Origin of the sequence: Oxalicibacterium sp., assembly GCF_035565035.1 — a bacterium.
Taxonomy (GTDB): domain Bacteria; phylum Pseudomonadota; class Gammaproteobacteria; order Burkholderiales; family Burkholderiaceae_D; genus Oxalicibacterium.
This window is the reverse complement of record NZ_DATMTD010000091.1, coordinates 1-18,973: the sequence shown is the minus strand read 5'-3', so window position 1 is coordinate 18,973 and position 18,973 is coordinate 1. Positions and strand designations below refer to the sequence as shown.

Sequence of the window (18,973 nt, the reverse complement as noted above, 5' to 3'; positions counted from 1 at the left end):
AACATTGAAATTTCAGTTTGCACGCGATGAACGCAGCAGGCGCAGTCCATTGAACACAACGATCAGGCTGGCACCCATGTCGGCAAACACTGCCATCCACAGCGTTGCTTCACCCGCCAGCGCCAGCACTAGGAATATCGCCTTTATGCCGAGCGCCAGAACGATGTTCTGCGCAAGGATGGCATGTGTACGTTTGCTCAATCGCACGAAAGCGGCGAGCTTGCCGAGTTCGTCATCCATCAGGGCGACGTCAGCCGTTTCCAGCGCGGTATCGGTGCCGGCTGCGCCCATTGCGAAACCGATGTCGGCCTTGGCCAGCGCGGGCGCATCGTTGATGCCATCGCCAACCATGCCAACGTAACAGTAACGTGTTTTCAGTTCATCGACCGCCGTCAGCTTGTCTTCCGGCAGCAGATTGCCGTGCACATCGACCACGCCAACATTGCCGCCGATGGCCGCCGCCGTATGCGCGTTGTCGCCGGTCAGGATCGTTATATTGATCCCCAGCGATTGCAGATCGGCGATTGCCGCAGCACTGCCGGCACGCACGGTATCGGCGACGGCGACGATCAGTAACGGCTTCTGTGCAGTTGCGAACACGACGACTGTCTTGCCGTCTTTTTCCAGGGCATCGAGACGTGCTTCCAGTTCTGCGTCGCATATGCCGAGTTCGTGAATCAACCTGTGATTGCCAAGATAATATGACTCGCCGGCAATACGTCCCTTTACACCGCGACCGGTCAGCGCTTCAAAATCGGCAACGTCGAACAAGGCGTCGGCGCCCTTCGCCCAATGCGCGGCAACGGCGACGGAAACCGGATGATCGGAACGACGTGCGAGACTGGTCGCCCGTTGCAGCAACTGGTCCTCGTCCCCATGCACTGCAATCACATCCGTCACGGCAGGTTTGCCGGATGTGATCGTGCCGGTCTTGTCGATGGCAATCGCCTTCAGCCTGCGGCCCTGTTCCAGATAAATGCCGCCCTTGATCAACATGCCGCTTCGCGCCGCTGCAGCCAGTCCGCTGACAACGGTCACCGGGGTCGAAATGACAAGCGCACATGGACAGGCGATCACCAGCAACACTAGTGCCTTGTACAGCCACGGCTGGAACGGCTGTGACATCAGCAATGGCGGTAATACGGCAACCAGAATCGCGAGAATGACCACGACCGGAATGTAATAACGCGCGAACTGATCGACGAAGCGCTGCGTCGGCGCACGTTCGCCCTGCACCTGTTGCACGCTGCGCACGATGCGTGACAAGGTCGAATCGGACTGCAATGCCGTCACGCGATAATCGAATCCTCCGCGTTCGTTGATGGTGCCGGCAAACACGCTATCGCCAGTCTGCTTGTCGACCGGCATGCTTTCACCAGTGATCGGTGCCTGATTGATCGTGCTCTGGCCGCTGACGATCACGCCGTCCAGCGGTACACGCTCGCCCGGTTTGACTCGCACGACGGTATCGAGCGCAACTCTGGCAGCTGCGACTGATTGCCACACACCGTCGATCAGCACCGTTGCCGTATCCGGCGTCATCGCCATCAGTCCCTTGATCGCATTGCGCGCACGATCGAGCGACAGCGCCTCGATCATTTCCGCCGCGGCGAACAGGAAGATGACAACTGCCGCTTCCGGCCATTGTCCGATGGCGACCGCGCCAATGACCGCCAGCGACATCAGGAAGTTCATGTTCAGCGACAGATGGCGTAGCGCGATCCAGCCCTTCTTCAGCGTATCCAGGCCACCGGTCAGGATGGCGATCAATGCCAGCGCAATAACGGGCCAGGAGTTTTCCACGCCAGTGGTCCATGCGACGAGTTCGGATGCAATGGCGGTCGTGCCGGAAATACCCATCAGCATCCACGTCAATGGCGAGATCCGGTAATCGCCGGACAAATCGTGATGATCGGCAGCATCGGCGCGCGCCATGTCGAGCGAATCGGATTTGACGAGCGGATCGAGGCCGAGTTTTTCCAGTCCCTGCACGATGCCGTCGACCGACATGAGATTGTGCTGCACGGTCAATTCACGTTGCATCAGATTGAATTGCAGACCGAGAATGCCGTCCATGTTCTGGAAACGGTCGCGAATCAGCTTTTCCTCGGTCGGGCAATCCATCTTGCGAATCAACAGCACAAGCCGGGCCGCGCCGTCCGGTACAAGCGCATCCGTCCCAGCCACACTCGATTGCGCAGACGGCGTCACGCCGCCGGCGCAGGGTTTATCCGGGCCACAACAATCCATCGTTATCTCCTTGCTGCCAGATTTGACATCACGCTTGTAATTAGAGACTCTGTAGCCACTATAGAGTCAAGCGTCGCAACGCGTTTTCCTGCAACTTGCCAACAGGTAATCAAATGACATCGTCGTTACTGAAAATCGGCGAACTCGCCAGCCGCACCGGATCGTCGGTCGAGACGATCCGTTATTACGAGCAGCAAAGCCTGCTGCCGCAACCGCAACGTTCATCCGGCAATTACCGCCTGTACGGCGATGCCCACGTCAAACGTCTGCAGTTCATCCGCCATTGCCGTTCGCTGGATATGACGCTGGACGAGATTCGTGCGCTGCTCGATTTTCGCGACCGGCCGGAAGAGGATTGTGCCGGGGTGAACACCTTGCTGGATAAACACATCGGTCACGTGGCGCACCGCATCGAGGAATTGAAGGTGTTGCAAACGCAACTGGAAGAGCTGCGCGGCCGTTGCCGCACCGTACAGTCGACCGAGGCCTGCGGCATCCTGCAAAGCCTTGCCGATGAAGACATTGCCGAACCGGCCAATCTCGGCTCGCATGCGGGCGGTTGCCACTGACAACCTGCATCTTTGTCCCCTGCGCCCCTTTTATCATCAGACACGGCAACTGCCCAACGACAACATGAATCACCACGTTCGCAGGTTGCCGCATGGCGGTGATCTGTTAAAACGATCCGGACAATGCGCGGAACCTCGGGCCGCACTACGGACTCTACCGAGACCTTTACTTATTTCAGGAGTGACTCATGGACCATACGGGATCGGCAGCATGGAGCGGTGGCATCAAGGATGGCATCGGCAGCATTTCTGTACAAACCGGCGTACTGAAAGATGCACCTTACGGATTCAAGGCGCGTTTTGAAGACGGTCCCGGCACCAATCCTGAAGAACTGATTGGTGCGGCTCATGCGAGCTGTTTTACGATGGCTTTATCGGGCGAACTCGGGAAGGCTGGATTGACGGCAGACAGTTTGAAGACAACTGCCACGGTTACCCTAGACAAGGTTCCAGGCGGCTTCGCCATTACGAAAATTCATCTCGATCTGGTTGGCAAGGTGCCCGGTACGGATCAAGCCGGATTCGAAAAAATTGCGAACGATGCCAAGGTCGGTTGCCCGGTTTCCAAACTGTTCAATGGCAATGCGGACATTACGCTGACAGCAAAGCTGCAATCCTGAACTGAATAGTCTGGTAAATTTTTGTCTGAAGCAAAGCCCATCGCAGTTGATGGGCTTTTTCATGACCAGGTGGATATGGCACGGGAAAACGAAATCGATCGCATGAACAAATTCACAATATTGGTCACGTAATGACCAGACTTGCCATCCTTCGTTATCCCGATGAACGACTGCACACGGTTGCGCAACCGGTAACCGAAGTCAATGACGATATCCACAGGCTTGCCGCTGACATGGCGCAGACAATGTACGCCGGCGGCGGCATCGGACTGGCGGCAACGCAAGTCGATGTACACCTGCGCGTGATTGTGGTTGATGTCGAGAAAAAGCGAGACGGGCTGCTGACGCTGATCAATCCGCAAATCATCAAGGCCGGCGGCCGCTCGGATTTCGAGGAAGGTTGCCTGTCCGTTCCCGGCATTCATGAAAAGGTGAAGCGTGCCGGCTGGATACGCGTGCGCGCACTGGACCTGAACGGCAAGCCGTTTGAGCTTTCGGCTGACGGCTGGCTCGCGGTGTGCATCCAGCATGAAATCGATCATCTGCAAGGACTGGTGTTTGTCGAATACCTGTCTTTGGCGCAGCAGGTACGCATCAACCAGACGCTGGCTGCACCCCGCACCCGACACTTCCCGCAGGACAAGAAAAACAGGCTGGCGGGACAGCGCAACGCCAAATCACATCGCTGACACGCTTGCTGTTTTACCCGGACCTATCCCGCCGCTTGTCCGATCCCCGGCTTGCGTGAAGAGCAATCGACAGATTTGCCATTTCGCCAATCAATACGCGCGTCGACACGCGACATTTGTTAAAGAACGTTAATCCTGTGATGTTCGTCCCACACTTCGGCGCGTGTGCTTATTTCGGACCGGCTTTCGCATGTAAGATCGCTGCTGCCTTTCCATGAGGCAATTTCCTTACAGCCTCCGAAGACCGTTATGTCCATCGCTGTCCGACTACCTGTTCGCCTCCGGCTGACCGTCCTATCGCTCGCCACTCTCGTCACGTGCCATGCGCGCGCCGATGCTGACGGCGATTTGCTGACATTGCCGCTCGAAGCGCTGCTGAATCTCGAGGTGTCGACTGCATCCAAATTTTCACAGGATGCAGCGGATGCGCCGTCGGCCGTGACTGTCGCCACTGCCTCCGACATCAAGGCATATGGCTGGCGCACGCTCGCCGATATTCTTGCCAACATGCCGGGACTGTATGTCACCAACGACGGTAACTACAGTTATCTGGGCGGCCGCGGATTTGCACGGCCTGGCGACTACAACACACGTTTTCTGTTACTGGTGGACGGCGTACGCAGCAACGATGCGTTGTACGACCAGGCATCCATCGGACGCGAGTTCATCGTTGACGTCGACATGATCGCACGCGTTGAATATGCGCCGGGATCGGGCTCGTCGATCTATGGGTCGAACGCCTTCTTTGGGGTGATCAATGTCATTACCAAGAGCGCGGCACAAGCCGGGCGTCCGCAGGGCGCGATCGAAATCGGTTCGCAAGGCGAACGCAAGGCCAGCGCCAGTGTTGCGGTACGTGATAAAGGCGGTGCGCAATTGCTGCTGTCCGCCACCCGCTTCACGCGCGGAGGTGAAGATCAGTATTACCCGGAATTCGATACGCCCGGCACCAATGGCGGCGTCGCGCATGATCTCGACTACGAACGCGGGGGCAATGTCTTCGTCAAGGGAACCATGGGACCGTTCACCGTTGCGCTCGCGCACGTTGAACGCGAACGCGGCATCCCGACGGCGTCGTTCGTACAGACTTTCAATGACCCGCGCGCACGGACCAAGGACACGCAAACCAATGCCGCCCTGACCTATCGCACCGATCTTGCCGACCAGACTGCGTTAATGGCACGTGCTTTCTGGGGCGAGCTGCGATACGACGGTGTCTATGCGTACGAAGACCAGCTCAATCTCGACCACAGCCATTCGGCCTGGGTCGGTACCGAGATCAGTCTGTTGACCACACGCTGGAAAAATCACAAGCTGCTCGGCGGGATAGAAATCCAGCGCGACTATCAACGTCAGCAGCAGAATGCCGATGAGTATCCGGCTGGATCCCTTGCGGCGCCGACCTATAGCGATGAGGTCCAGCGCGTTTCATTGCTGGATTCGGATCGACCAGGCAGCCGCGTCGGGATTTATCTGCAGGATGAAATCACGCTCTCCGATACGCTGTTGCTGAACGTTGGAGGCCGGCATGACTACAACAGTGAAGTACCAGGGGCATTCAGCCCGCGGCTGGCGCTGATTTACAAACCACGCAGCGGCACGACACTGAAGGCTATCGCAGGCAGCGCATTTCGCGCACCAAACGCATACGAGATGTACTACAGCGTCGATACCGACGGCGGACAAAAGGCCAATACCGACCTCAAGTCGGAACGCATTCATTCGCGCGAACTGGTGCTGGAGCATCAATTCAATCACGACACGCGCGTTGTGATGTCGGCGTTCCGTAACAAGGTAACCGACCTGATCTCGCAGACGGAGGATACGGATGGCCGACTGGTGTTCCGCAATCTGGAAGGAGCGACGGCGAAGGGACTAGAAGTACAGCTGGAACACGGTTGGCAGAACGGTATCAAGCTGCGCGCAAGCCAAAGCTGGCAGAAAACGACCGACGCCGCGACGGGCGAACGTCTCGTGAATTCGCCGACGCAGTTGAGCAAGTTCAACCTGCTGCTGCCGGTCAGCAACAACATGGCGACCGTCGGCATCGAAGCCCGTTACATCGGCGCGCGCGAGACGCTGAACGGGTCAACCGACGGCTACTGGGTCGCCAATGCCACACTGTTCTCGGCAAAACTGATCGAACAGGTAGAAGTGTCATTCAGCATTTACAACATGTTCGACAAGCAGTACGGCGACCCCGGCGGAGAAGAACTTCGGCAAAACACGATCCCGCAGCCGGGCCGCGCTTATCGGCTGCGCGTCAGCAAATCGTTCTGATGCAGGGGGCGTTCTTCATGCGGTGCCGAATGGTCATCTGCGCAGCGCTGTTCGGACTGTCTGCAAGCGCGCTGCATGCGCAGACGGTGGGTGAGGCGCAGCTGAAAGTTGCGCTGATCTATAACTTCATCATGTTCACCGAGTGGCCGGCCGACGCGTTCACGAACAACAAGCTTTCCATATGTGCAATGAAGAACAGCGCATTGCTGGATGCCTTGTTGACTCTTGAAGTGCGTGCGATTCGCAGTCGCCCGCTGCAGATCGTGCAACTGACCGAGGCAGCTGACTATTCAGGCTGTGCGGTACTGGTCATCGATCGTATCGACCGTCTGCAACTGCCGTCGATACGCAAAACAATTGCGAGCAGAAGCGTATTGACCATCCTGGATGGCGACGACGTTGACAACGATGGCGCGATCATTGCAATGTCCGTCGTCAACGGACGCATGGTCTTCGACATCAATACGCAGTCGGCACAAAATGCACGGCTGATATTCAGCTCGAAATTATTGCGGCTCGCGCGAAAGGTTCAGTGATGCAGAATCGGCAGCAACCTAACGAACTCGGTAAAAAGTCGGCCAAGGCCAGTTTGCTGACCATCAGTGTCGCGCTGATTTTTGCATCGATCCTTCTGGTGTCCTATCAGTTCGTATCGTTGCGCAATGCGATCATCGAGGACGTGACCGTGCAATCCCGCATCATTGCAGAAAACACCGTCGCTGCCGTCATGTTCAACGATGAAAAAGCCGGCGACGAAATTCTCGGTTCACTGCGCGCCTCTCCTGCCGTATGTTCCGCCGTGATTTTCAACGCACACGGAAAGCTGCTGGCCGAATACCTGCACCACGGCCAGCACATGGATAATCCGGATGCCGAATTGCTGCAACAAGGCTATGTGATCGACACGCACCATCTGACGGTGGCACAAAACGTCATGGCAGATGGCGAGGTGGTCGGTACGGTTTCGGTCCGCGTCGATCTCGATCAGATGTATGAACGGTTGCTGACATCCGCGTTGATCACGCTGTCGATCGTGATCGCCTCACTGGGTTTCGCCTATCTGCTGGTCACGCGGATGCGCCGCGTCGTGTCCGAAACCGAAGCCCACCTCACCTACCTCGCCCATGTCGATTCGGTCACCGGCCTGCCGAATCGTCACGCGTTCAATGAACACCTCGCGTATGCACTGCCGAAGATCAAACGTTTCGGCGGCTCGATCGAATTGCTGTTGCTCGATCTCGATAACTTCAAGGTCGTCAACGACACGCTCGGCCACAACAACGGCGACCAACTGCTGAAGGCCGTCGCCGATCGGCTCACGACCACGCTGCGCGACACCGATGTCATCGCCAGGATTGGCGGCGACGAGTTTGCCGTCATCCTTGAATCACGTTATCCAAAAGCACGCGGTGCCCGGGTCGCAACCAAAATCGTATCTGCATTGTCGGCGCCGTACATCGTCGGTCAGCACGAAATTTATGTGACCGGCAGCGTCGGCATCGCCAGCTACCCTGCCGATGGTGTCGACCTGCCGACCCTGACACGCAATGCGGATACCGCAATGTATCAAGCGAAGGCACGCGGAAAGAATACCTTTGCCGAATTCGAGCAGGCCATGGATCACAACGCACAGAAGCGCCTGCTGCTGGAAAACAACCTGCGTAGAGCCCTCGAACGCGATGGCCTGTCACTGCATTACCAGCCGAAACTGAATCTGAAGGACGGCAACGTGACCGGTTTTGAAGCACTGTTGCGATGGACAGACCCTGAACTCGGCGTGATCAGCCCGGCAGAATTCATCCCCGTTGCCGAGGAATGCGGGCTGATTGTACAAATCGGTCACTGGGTATTGAACACCGCATGTCGGGACATGGCCGCGTTGCGCGAACTCGGGCTCGGACGTGTGAAGGTCGCCGTCAACCTGTCGGTACGCCAGACACGCAGCGAACGACTGTTGAGCGACATACTGGCGCTGTTGCAGGAGTGGCACGTGCTTCCCGAACAGCTCGGACTGGAAATCACGGAATCGGTGCTGATGGAAAACATCGAAAGCAACGTGTCCTTGCTCAACCAGTTGCGTGCGCATGGCATCCGCCTTTCCATCGACGATTTCGGCACCGGCTACTCATCGATGGCATACCTGAAACGCTTCCACATCGACGAGCTGAAAATCGATCGTGCTTTTGTCAAGGATATCCCGGGCGACGGCGAAGACGAGGCGATCGTGACCGCAATACTCGCACTGGCGCACAGTCTTGGGTTATCGGTGGTTGCGGAAGGTGTGGAGACCGCCGAGCAGCAGGCGTTTCTGCATTCGGCTGGTTGCGAACAGATTCAGGGATATCACTTTGCACGGCCGATGCCGGTACAGGACATTCCGGCTTTTCTCGCGAGCCTGTCGTCAAGGGAAGTTTTACCTGCCTAGGCGGTGAACCGGATCGGTGTCAGCGGCTGTGCCGGATGGCATGCGCAGACGCTTTGGAACGCTAGATTCCCGGTTTGATCGCGACAAGATTGATCAGGGTCTCTTCCCGCTTTTCCGGTGGTCGTATGCCGAGCAAACGTTCACATGCGCCGAGATCTTCACGGCTCCACCACAGGAATGGATACGAAACCGATTTCTCGGGCACATTGAAACCGGCACTGCGTACCAGCGCCAGATATTCTTCTGCCGTTTTCTGAACATTCATCGGATGACGAAACAGCAACCGGATAATCCATGAATGAATGTAGCGGCGCGTCGATTCTGCAAACAGCAGAATTCCGCCCGGCTTCAGCACACGGAAGAATTCGGCGATCGCCTGTTCCTGCTCGATCAGATGATGAAACGTTTGATGGCAGAAAAGCAAATCAACACTGTTGTCCGGTAAATCAATGCGCGAACTGGAACAGTTGATTAATTCGGCAGGCAAGTTCGCCGCAGCCAATTCCCGACTGGAATGGCTCAGCATTTCGGGATCGATGTCCATGCCGATCAACCGTTGCGGATTAAATTGCGCATGCAGCCTCGGCAAAGATCGGCCGAAACCGCAACCGACATCGGCAATCACCGCATAACTGTTTTTCCGGTCGGGAATCAGGCCAACCAGATCCGCGATCGCCCGCTCCAGAACGTGGACCGTCCAGGTTTCCGTTTGCAGAAACCATTTGCCAAAACGTGTTTCCGGAACGTGAGGGTCCAGCGGTGCGTCAAAAGTGGAAATGTCCATGTCTATTTGTAAATGACGAATGTTCGTTTGCCGGGGCAATTTCAGATTCAAAATCCGTCCCGATTGAATTCATGATTGTCAGGCCGGCCTCATCGCCAGGCGTGCCGTCACCGGATGCATCACGCCGGTTGCCGGATGACGCAGCTTGCTGATGCGTCCGACCAGCACTTCGTCCAACTGCTCCCGGGATAACAGGTTTTTCTGCAGGAATGCGTCGTCGACATCGATTTCCGCCTTCACCAGTCCCTGCTCTTCCAGAATTTCCACATGGCTGACGCGTCCGAACAAATCAATCTGCAAGCCGGTGCGCGGACTGCGGATGTCGATCAGCCTCGGTTCGATTGCGTTGATGAACTGCTGCACGTCGAGCGCACGCAATGCCGGGAAACAGCCAACTATTTCTACAAGGGTTTTCATCGAGAGTATTAAAAATCGTCGTGATTCTGGAGTGCCGTAATAGACAGGCATGCGGCACCGTATTATCGCTATCCTTTGCATGTTGGCAAGTCATTCGCGTAAATGGCTTGTATCCAAAGGGGGGCGAACAACTGCAACAGAAGAAAAACGCAGGGTTTAACAATCCGTAACGTTTCCTTTTAACAATAAACGTTAATTCGGGAAGAACGCTTGATATAGAATCGACGATTGTCCTAGTCAGGCCGACTTTCCATCCATCAATGACCAAGCGCGCGCCCACCATTCGCTCCAAGCTTGTCTTGCTCGTCACGGCATGTGTCTTGCCGGCGTCGCTGATGGCGGTCGTCCTGATTACCCATGATTACCAGCGCACGCGCGAATTGTTGCTGAATAATCTGTTGGGCACCGCGCGCGCCATGGTTTCTGTCGTCGATCGCGACATGACCAGTATCGAATCGTCTCTGGTTGCGCTCGGCACGTCACCGCATCTGACAAACCACAATTACCGCGCCTTCTATCATCAGGCGCAAAGCGTATTGAAAATCCAGGCCGATCAGGGCGACATCAATATTGCGTTGCTCGACCGCTCCGGCAAGCAATACATCAATACGCGCCGTCCGTTCGGCACGCCGTTGCCGTCAAGCAGCCGCTTCAAGGGAATCGAGGCTGTTTTCGACACAGGCAAACCGGTCATTTCCGAACTGTTCGTCGGAGAAGTCACGCGTCGTCCGTTGCTGGTCATCGGCGTTCCCATTTCGCTGCAGGGCACCAAAGTCGATTACAGCCTGAATGCAGGCATCTTCCCCGAACGTTTTCAAAAACTGCTGTTACAGCAAAAACTGCCTGAAGGCTGGATTGCCGCCATTTTCGACGGTAACGGCAACATCATCGCGCGCACGCGGGACATGCAGCGTTATGTCGGCAAACCGGGCACACCGGAAATGCGCCAGCGCATGTCGTCGGCCAATGAAGACACCTTCGTCAGCACCACCTATGACGGCGTGCGCGTACATACGGTATTCAGCCGCTCGTCGATTTCCAACTGGTCCCTGGCGATCGGCATTCCGACGCAAAGCATCAGTGACGAATTGCGCTATACCTTGTTCTGGCTGGTCTTCGCCACGCTCGCCCTGCTGGCCAGCAGCCTGACTGCTGCGTGGCTGATCGGCGGCCGCATCGCCGAATCGATTCGCGGCTTGACCGGTCCTGCGCTGGCGCTTGGCTCTGGCGAAGTCGTCGTTGTGCCGCCGCTGCACCTGCGCGAAGCGGATGAAGTCGGCGGCTCGCTGGTCAAGGTTTCCGAGATGCTGCATCGTGCACAGCATCAGGCCAATCACGACGTGCTGACGGGACTCGCCAATCGCGCGCTGTTCAACGAAATCGTCAACCAGCAGTTGCTGCTATGCGAGCGTAACCTTACGACGCTGGCGATTCTTTATATCGACCTTGATGGATTCAAGGCGATCAATGATTGTCACGGTCACGAAACCGGTGACAAGCTTTTGTGCAACGTCGCTGCGAGGCTGAAAGGCGGCAGTCGGAACTCCGACGTGGTCGCGCGACTGGGCGGCGATGAATTTGCGGTGGTGATGGTTGGTGCGTCGATGCACGATGGAGTGCTGGTCGGCGAAAAACTGGTCGAGAGCGTCTCCGCTCCCTATCTGATTGACGGTCTGGAACTGAATGTCTCCGCCAGCATTGGCGTATCAGCCTATCCGGATTCCGGCGTGACCAGCGATGCACTGCTGAGCCGTGCGGATGTTGCGATGTACCGCGCAAAGGAAATGGGCCGAAGCCGCGTTGCCGCCGCGACCTGACATCCTCTTATCTCTTCCCGGCAAATCCGGCGCGTTTTGACTGATCAACGCGTGACTGCATCACCAAATGCGTGACGCAGCCATTGCCGCCAGAATTGACGTGCGCCGTTTTCCAGTTTTGGCGCATACATCCTGCTTTCCTCACGCAACCTGGACACATCGATCTTCGCCTGCGACAGTTCGCATGCATGACCGACATACCAGCGCTCCAGTCCGTCCGCCTTTACTTCAGGATGGAACTGCAATGCCAGAGCGTGATTGCCGACGGCAAAAGCCTGATGTGCATACTGCGAAGTCTGCGCAAGATGAATCGCACCATCCGGCAAATCGAATGTATCGCCATGCCAGTGCAGCACATGCAAAGAGGGGGCAAGCAACGCAGCGAACCAGTCCTGCCCGGCGGAGCCCGGCGCTGCGCCTAATGCAGACCAGCCGATTTCCTTGCCATTGGTTCCGGTATAGACGCGCGCACCGAGCGCTGCCGCCATCAATTGCGATCCGAGGCAGATCCCCAGCGTCGGGCGTTGCGCGGCCAGCCTCGTCTTCAACAAGGCGATTTCATCCGTGATGAATGGATAGGCGTCCTGCTCATATACGCCAACAGGACCGCCGAGCACGACCACCAGATCAGGCGCGACCGCATCGATGGCAGACAGGTTCGCCATACTCGCATCGATCTGCGTGACGGCAAATTCCGCATCGGTCAGTTCATCGCCCAGCGTTCCCGCATCTTCGAATGGAACGTGATTGATGATCAAAGCCGTACGCATGTCGTTTCTCCTGTCGTTTCGTCAAAATTGCCGCACATTCATGCAACAGAGGGTTGCAATCTAGCCGCGATAGAGTTCGTCCATCCGGCGTTTTTCGATTTCTTCCGGCGTAGCCGGTGCAGAAGGTGTCCCCGCCGGAGCAGATTCCTGCGGCCCCGGCGTGAACAGTTTCTCCCAGAACGATTTCTGATCCTCGACATCCAGCGTACGTACGGCGTTGTTGCCATCCACATATTCGTTGTACATCCAGTCGCCGTCGGCTTGCGTCACACCCGGCGGCACCACCGGGGCGAAAGGTTCCTTGCCCTTCAATGCGACACGCATGTAATCGGTCCAGATCGGCAGTGCCAGCGTGCTGCCGAATTCACGACTGCCCAGCGTTCGCGGCTTGTCATATCCCATCCATGCGACAGCGACGATATTGCGTCCGTAACCTGCAAACCAGCCGTCCATCGAATCATTGGTAGTGCCCGTTTTGCCCGCCAGATCGCTGCGCCCAAGACGTTGCCCAGCCAGGTAACCGGTGCCGGAGCGCACGACATCCCGCAGCATCGAATCCATGATGAACGCATTGCGCGGCGACAGCGTGCGCGCGGTTTCGTCGCCAGCCTGCGGGTGATTGGCTTCCAGCAGCATCTTGCCGCGCGCATCGACCACCTTCTGAATCAGATAAGGCGAAAGCTTGAAGCCGCCGTTGGCGAATACTGCATAGGCGCCCGCCATCTGCATCGGCGTGACGGAACCGGTACCCAGTGTCAGCGTCAGGTTCTCCGGCTGGCGCGCCGGATCGAAGCCGAATCGCGTCAGATGCTCTTTCGCAAATGGCGGCGTAATCTTGCGCAACACACGAACCGCGATCATGTTCTTCGATTTCTTCAGGCCGGTTCGCATCGTGACCGGGCCATCGTATTGATCGTCGTCGTTACCCGGGCTCCAGAACTTGCCGCCCTGCTCCGGCAAATCGCCCGGTGCAAATTGTGCATCGTTGATCAACGTGCCTGGTGAAAATCCCCGTTCGAGCGCCGCCGAGTAAATGAAAGGCTTGATCGTCGATCCTGGCTGGCGCCATGCCTGCGTGACATGGTCGAACTGGTTCTTCGCGAAATCGAAACCGCCGACCAGCGCACGAATCGAGCCATCCTGTCCGTTGATCGCGACAAATGCCGCTTCCACTTCCGGCAATTGCGAGATCGACCATTTTTCCTTTTTGCCCTGCACCACGCGGATGACGGAGCCCGGCTTGATCTTCTTCTGTTCCGACGCCTTGCTCGCCAGGCCGGCAGCAGCAAAACGCAGGCCGTCGCCACTGATTTCCAGCGTCTCGCCGGACAACAAGACGGCACGTACAAGTTTCGGCGTCGCATCAAGGACTACGGCAGCCTGCAGATCGTCGCTGTCCGGATGCTTGACCAAGGCATCTTCGATTTCCTGCTGGCGATCTTCTTCGTCCTTCGGCAACGAAATCTGGCCTTCCGGTCCGCGATAGCCATGGCGGCGATCGTAATCGAGCACACCGCGCCGCACCGCATCGTAAGCCGCATCCTGATCGGCCTTGGCCAGCGTTGTGTAGACGCTGAAGCCGCTGGTATAAGTCTCATCCTTGTATTGCGCGTACATAAACTGGCGCACCGATTCTGCAGCGTATTCGGCATGGGTGCGGAAACTGTTGCCGTCTTCCAGTACGTGCAGTTTTTCTGCCGCGGCCTGATCGTACTGCTTCTGTGTGATGAACTTCAGATCGTGCATGCGCTTGAGAATGTACTGCTGGCGTTCGGTCGCACGTTTCGGATTGACGACTGGGTTGGCGCTGGCCGGCGCTTTTGGCAGGCCTGCCAGCATTGCCGATTCTGCGATCGTCAGGTCCTGGATCGGCTTGCCGAAATAGATGCGTGCCGCGCTGCCGAAACCGTAGGCACGCTGTCCCAGATAAATCTGGTTCATGTACAGCTCGAGAATCTGGTCTTTTGTCAGATTGCGTTCGATCTGATAGGACAGCAGGATTTCCTGCAGCTTGCGGCTGTAGGTTTTCTTGCGCGTCAGCAGGAAGGTTCGCGCCACCTGCATCGTGATGGTCGACGCGCCCTGCGAGCGACTGTGAATCATGTTTGCCAGGCCTGCGCGCACGATGCCAAGAAAATCGACGCCGCCATGTTCGTAGAAATTATTGTCTTCGATCGCGATGATCGCGTGCTTCAGGCTGTCCGGTACATTCGCAATCGGCACGAAGTCGCGGCGCTCTTCGCCGTACTCGCCGATCAGAACATTGTCTGCCGTGTAAACGCGCAGCGGAATCTTTGGCTTGTAATCGGTCAGCGCATCGATCGATGGCAGGTTCGGGATGATGAACAGCGCGGTAAAGAGAATTGCCAGAAAGGTGGCTGCCACGAAACCGATCGCACCAACGATGGCAGCCTGCCGCAGCTTGATGTCGGTCGGACGTTCCGACCACGCGACGATGGCTGAAGAAATAGTCGAAAAAAACCGCAATGCGATCCCCTGTGAAGTCTGGTTTGCGCCGCAACTTTAACAGGCATTGCACGACCGAGTTGAAACGAATTGTTATCTTGCAAAAATTACATGAAAAATTGTGTTTCGCATTTTTTACCAATGCGGTGACTTCTCAAACTGCACTCCGCGCTGAGTACGTCGTGATCAATCAGTGTCCGCAAGCTCTCCGAACGCCCAGCCGGAGACGACAACGTTCATCACCGCGTCTTCATACAGCTTGTGCCCCGAATCGCTTCCTGCGGCGCCAGCTGCAACCATCAAAGGCAACAGATGATCGGGATACGGCTGCGTCAGCTTCGCATCCGGTGCCGCCTGCCATTGGCGCAACAATGTCTCACGTTGTGTTACCGGCGCCGAGATGGCGGCGTCGAGCCAATGGTCAAATCGTTGCGACGCGTCATGAAAAGCGGTACTGAATCCACGCATGTTATGGAAACTCATGCCGCTGCCGACAATCAGCACGCCTTCATCACGCAACGGCTGCAATGCTCGACCTGCGGCCAGATGTTCCTCCGGGTCATAACCGATTTTCATCGATAACTGCACCACGGGAATATCGGCATCCGGATAGATCAGTTTGAAGGGAATAAACACACCATGATCGTAACCGCGCTGTGCGTCGGTACCGGCTTCGATGCCTGCGACCTCCAGCAAGGCGACAATGCGCTGTGCGAGTTCCGGCGAACCCGCTGCGGGATAGGTCAGTTCATAGGTGTGCGGGGGGAAGCCGTGGTAATCGTAAAGCAGCGGCGGCTGTTCGCCCGTCATCACGGTAAAGCGGTCTTCGGTCCAGTGACCGGAAATGACGACGATTGCTTTCGGACGAGCCCCGACATGGTGCGGCAGCTTGCGCAGAAATTCTGCCATGCGGTCCCACATGTGCGGATCGCCCGGCCAATCCATGAAGAAGCAAGGCCCACCGCCATGCGGAATGTAAAAAGCAGGAAGACGTGAAGTCATGAAAGCCTCGTCATTGAATAGGTACACATCGTGATGCATTGTGCACGCCTCTTCCAAATGGTGCCGGCTCCATGAATTTCAAACACGTTTCATCCGGATGACAAATGCCGGCGTAACCTAACGCAACGCAAACGACTTCGGATGACAGGCTTAACGTTATCTTTATATAGCTGTCTCTTTTAGCGCACGCTTCCATATTTTTCACCCGAACGCTGCTGACACCATTGCCATCACGGGCTTATCGTAGCCCCTCGATCCACGCGGCGCTGTTGTTGTGCCGCTCGCATCCTGCGAGATCAAACAGGAGATGACATTGAAAAAGCCTTTTTATCGAATTTTGTATGTGCAGGTCCTGATTGCCGTCGCCATCGGCATTCTGCTCGGTCATTTTTATCCGTCGCTGGGCGTCGACATGAAGCCGCTGGGCGATGCCTTCATCAAACTGATCCGCATGCTGATTGGGCCGATCATTTTCTGCACCGTCGTGATCGGTATCGCCGGCATGCAGGATTTGCGCAAGGTCGGCCGCGTTGGCGGCAAGGCGCTGATCTATTTTGAAATCATGTCAACCTTTGCGCTGATCATCGGCCTGTTCGCTTCGCATCTGCTGCAGCCGGGTGCCGGCTTCAATGTCGATCCTTCCACACTCGATACGAAGAGCATCGCTACCTATGCGACGCAGGCGAAGGAACAAAGCATTGCGGACTTCCTGTTGCACATCATCCCGAACACGATCACCGATGCGTTCGCCAAGGGAGATATCCTGCAAATCCTGTTTGCGGCGCTGCTGTTCGGCGGTGCCTTGTCGATGATCGGAGCGAAAGGTGACATCGTTACCGGCCTGGTCGGCCAGATTTCCAAGGTATTCTTCCGCATGGTGCATATCGTGACCAAGGTTGCCCCAATCGGCGCATTCGGTGCGATGGCCTTCACGATCGGCAAGTACGGTCTGGTTTCGCTGCTGCCGCTGTTGAAACTGATCGCCTGCTTTTATCTGACGGCCTTCGTGTTCGTATTCGCCGCGCTGGGTATTGTCGCCAAATTGACCGGATTCAATATCTTTCGCTTCGTTGCCTACATCAAGGAAGAACTGGTCATCGTGCTCGGCACCAGTTCGTCCGAAGCGGCATTGCCGCAACTGATGGAGAAGATGGAACGCCTCGGTTGCTCGCGCTCCGTCGTCGGCCTTGTGATCCCGACCGGTTACTCGTTCAATCTGGACGGCACCAACATCTACATGACGATGGCCGTGATCTTCATCGCGCAGGCATTGAACATCGACCTGAGCTGGCAGCAGCAGGCCGTCATCCTTGGTGTTGCGATGCTGACTTCCAAAGGCGCCAGCGGTGTGACCGGTGCCGGCTTCATTACGCTTGCAGCAACACTGGCTGTCGTGCCGACGCTGCCGGTCGCCGGCATGGTGCTGATTCTCGGCATCGACCGCTTCATGAGCGAATGTCGCGCCCTGACCAACATCGTCGGCAACGGCGTCGCATGCGTGGTTGTTTCCGCCTGGGAACGTGAACTGGATCGCGACAAGCTGAACCGCGTGATGGCAGGTGAAGAAGCTGAAGCAATTGCCTGATCCAGTCGCTCTCAAAGAATCCACGCAAATAAAAAGGGACGCTTCGGCGTCCCTTTTTTACATCGATCAATGAATCAGCTACCCAGACCAATCATTCATGCGGCCGGCACGTAGACTTTCTGCCGCATCCATTTGGTAGCCGCCCATTTCTCTCCCTGCAATACACGTCCGCCGGCATGTAACGATTTACCGTCCAGCTGATTCATCTCGTTGCAGTATTCGAAGTAAAGCGCACTTCCCTTTTTCGGTACAACCGTCAGCCCCGCTTCCGGGAAAAAAGTCCCACCGCCATCATCCACATCGTTCAAGTACATCACCATCGTGCTGACGCGCTGACCGCTGCGTGCAATCGACGCATTGTTTTCCGCATTGCCCGGCATCAGGAAATCGAAATGCGGTGTACTTTCCGCACCCGGCTTGTAATTCAGAATCTGTAATCCTTCGCCGTTTTCGACCGGCATGACGATCAGATCGGCAATGCGGTGTTCGATGCGTTCGATCAAGGCATTCTCGCCAGGACGAAAGAACATGCCGTTGCTGCTGCGATTTTCCGATACCACGGTTTTTCCGCTGACCGGATCGGTAATCGTCGACGGCATCAGTCGCGGCTTTGCCATCTCGACCAGTTGATCGCACTCTTGCATCGACAGAAAATCGTCGAGCACGATCAATGCCGGGCTAGCTACACGCATGGCGACCTTGACCGTGCGATCGCCGGCCTGCAGCAAGTTGCCGGACGCAAGTTTCTTCGCGTTGAATCCACCATACTCGTTGGCATTCGACACCGGGTCCTCGATCTCGATCGAATCCGCGGGAAACGGCTTGCCGCCCTGCGCCGCCGATACGAATGCATTAACCAGCGCGGTCGCGATACCCGGATTGAATCCCTGCTGCTTCATCGCATCGATCAACGGTGCAGCCGTCGCACCGCGCCTGATGTTGTGCGTCAACCAGTCTTTCAGATCCGGCGGAAAGTGAACAATGGCGCCCATGTTGAGTGCTCCTTACAGATCGACGGATTTCCAGCCTTCTTGCGTCAGCACAAAGCCTTCTTTCAATTGCACCTTTCTTCCGCCATTCACGACATAGTCCACCATCGGGAAAACTTTCTGGAGCTCCGGTTTCTTCGCCCACTCTGTCGCATCGATGTTGTAGGTGTAGGTCACAACCGTGTGTTTCTTGCCATCGACCTCCTTCACCGGTTTCCAGCTAACGACCTTGTCCAACGTCATCCTGCCTGCACAAAAATCGCCCGGAATTTCTTTCAGGATGCCGTTAGCATCTTTGCGTACAGGCTGG

General features: G+C 56.6%; 15 protein-coding genes and 1 pseudogene. 8 read left to right on the top strand and 8 right to left on the bottom strand.

The window, feature by feature from the left end; genetic code table 11:
- Positions 1-12: 12 nt before the first annotated feature.
- Positions 13-2,250 carry a heavy metal translocating P-type ATPase gene (locus tag VN114_RS08265; RefSeq protein ID WP_325513818.1) on the bottom strand — a complete coding sequence of 746 codons (2,238 nt, stop codon included), beginning with the start codon at positions 2,248-2,250 and terminating at the stop codon, positions 13-15.
- 113 nt (positions 2,251-2,363) lie between these two features.
- Here VN114_RS08265 and cadR point away from each other — a divergent pair, with 113 nt between their 5' ends.
- From cadR to VN114_RS08235, 6 genes are all read left to right on the top strand, one after another.
- Positions 2,364-2,819, top strand: coding sequence for a Cd(II)/Pb(II)-responsive transcriptional regulator (gene cadR, locus VN114_RS08260; protein WP_325513816.1), 456 nt, complete (start codon positions 2,364-2,366; stop codon positions 2,817-2,819).
- Between the two features lie 188 nt (positions 2,820-3,007).
- Positions 3,008-3,439, top strand: coding sequence for an OsmC family protein (locus tag VN114_RS08255; protein WP_325513815.1), 432 nt, complete (start codon positions 3,008-3,010; stop codon positions 3,437-3,439).
- Positions 3,440-3,570: 131 nt separating this feature from the next.
- A complete protein-coding gene (gene def / locus VN114_RS08250; protein ID WP_325513813.1) occupies positions 3,571-4,128 on the top strand; it encodes a peptide deformylase in 558 nt (185 codons plus the stop codon).
- 249 nt (positions 4,129-4,377) lie between these two features.
- Complete coding sequence (locus VN114_RS08245) at positions 4,378-6,408, top strand: TonB-dependent receptor plug domain-containing protein (RefSeq protein ID WP_325513812.1); 2,031 nt, start codon at positions 4,378-4,380, stop codon at positions 6,406-6,408.
- A 29-nt stretch (positions 6,409-6,437) separates the two neighbouring features.
- Positions 6,438-6,944, top strand: a complete 507-nt coding sequence (locus VN114_RS08240; RefSeq protein WP_325513810.1) for a YfiR family protein — start codon at positions 6,438-6,440, stop codon at positions 6,942-6,944.
- On the top strand, positions 6,944-8,833 hold the full coding sequence (locus VN114_RS08235; RefSeq protein ID WP_325513808.1) for a putative bifunctional diguanylate cyclase/phosphodiesterase: 1,890 nt from the start codon (positions 6,944-6,946) through the stop codon (positions 8,831-8,833). Before VN114_RS08240 ends, VN114_RS08235 begins: the two co-directional genes overlap by 1 nt.
- Positions 8,834-8,894: 61 nt before the next feature.
- Here VN114_RS08235 and VN114_RS08230 read toward each other — a convergent pair whose 3' ends face one another.
- Together VN114_RS08230 and VN114_RS08225 are read right to left on the bottom strand one after the other, a co-directional pair.
- Complete coding sequence (locus tag VN114_RS08230; RefSeq protein ID WP_325513806.1) at positions 8,895-9,617, bottom strand: class I SAM-dependent methyltransferase; 723 nt, start codon at positions 9,615-9,617, stop codon at positions 8,895-8,897.
- 78 nt (positions 9,618-9,695) lie between these two features.
- On the bottom strand, positions 9,696-10,034 hold the full coding sequence (locus VN114_RS08225; protein ID WP_325513804.1) for a hypothetical protein: 339 nt from the start codon (positions 10,032-10,034) through the stop codon (positions 9,696-9,698).
- 260 nt (positions 10,035-10,294) lie between these two features.
- On the opposite strand from VN114_RS08225, the gene VN114_RS08220 reads away from it, so the two are divergent.
- Positions 10,295-11,851, top strand: a complete 1,557-nt coding sequence (locus VN114_RS08220; protein ID WP_325513802.1) for a sensor domain-containing diguanylate cyclase — start codon at positions 10,295-10,297, stop codon at positions 11,849-11,851.
- A gap of 44 nt (positions 11,852-11,895) precedes the next feature.
- On the opposite strand, the gene VN114_RS08215 is transcribed toward VN114_RS08220, so the two are convergent.
- From VN114_RS08215 to VN114_RS08205, 3 genes are all read right to left on the bottom strand, one after another.
- Positions 11,896-12,621, bottom strand: a complete 726-nt coding sequence (locus tag VN114_RS08215) for a glutamine amidotransferase (protein WP_325513800.1) — start codon at positions 12,619-12,621, stop codon at positions 11,896-11,898.
- Between the two features lie 60 nt (positions 12,622-12,681).
- Positions 12,682-15,078, bottom strand: a complete 2,397-nt coding sequence (locus VN114_RS08210) for a penicillin-binding protein 1A (protein WP_414694212.1) — start codon at positions 15,076-15,078, stop codon at positions 12,682-12,684.
- 195 nt (positions 15,079-15,273) lie between these two features.
- Positions 15,274-16,089, bottom strand: coding sequence for a class III extradiol ring-cleavage dioxygenase (locus VN114_RS08205; RefSeq protein ID WP_325513796.1), 816 nt, complete (start codon positions 16,087-16,089; stop codon positions 15,274-15,276).
- Positions 16,090-16,402: 313 nt separating this feature from the next.
- On the opposite strand from VN114_RS08205, the gene VN114_RS08200 reads away from it, so the two are divergent.
- Complete coding sequence (locus tag VN114_RS08200; RefSeq protein ID WP_325513794.1) at positions 16,403-17,674, top strand: dicarboxylate/amino acid:cation symporter; 1,272 nt, start codon at positions 16,403-16,405, stop codon at positions 17,672-17,674.
- A gap of 95 nt (positions 17,675-17,769) precedes the next feature.
- Here VN114_RS08200 and VN114_RS08195 read toward each other — a convergent pair whose 3' ends face one another.
- Both VN114_RS08195 and VN114_RS08190 read right to left on the bottom strand, forming a co-directional pair.
- The gene (locus VN114_RS08195; protein ID WP_325513792.1) at positions 17,770-18,666 is read right to left on the bottom strand and encodes a 2OG-Fe(II) oxygenase; all 897 of its coding nucleotides are present in this window, start codon (positions 18,664-18,666) and stop codon (positions 17,770-17,772) included.
- A gap of 12 nt (positions 18,667-18,678) precedes the next feature.
- A pseudogene (locus VN114_RS08190) lies at positions 18,679-18,973 on the bottom strand (hypothetical protein); the annotation flags it as partial.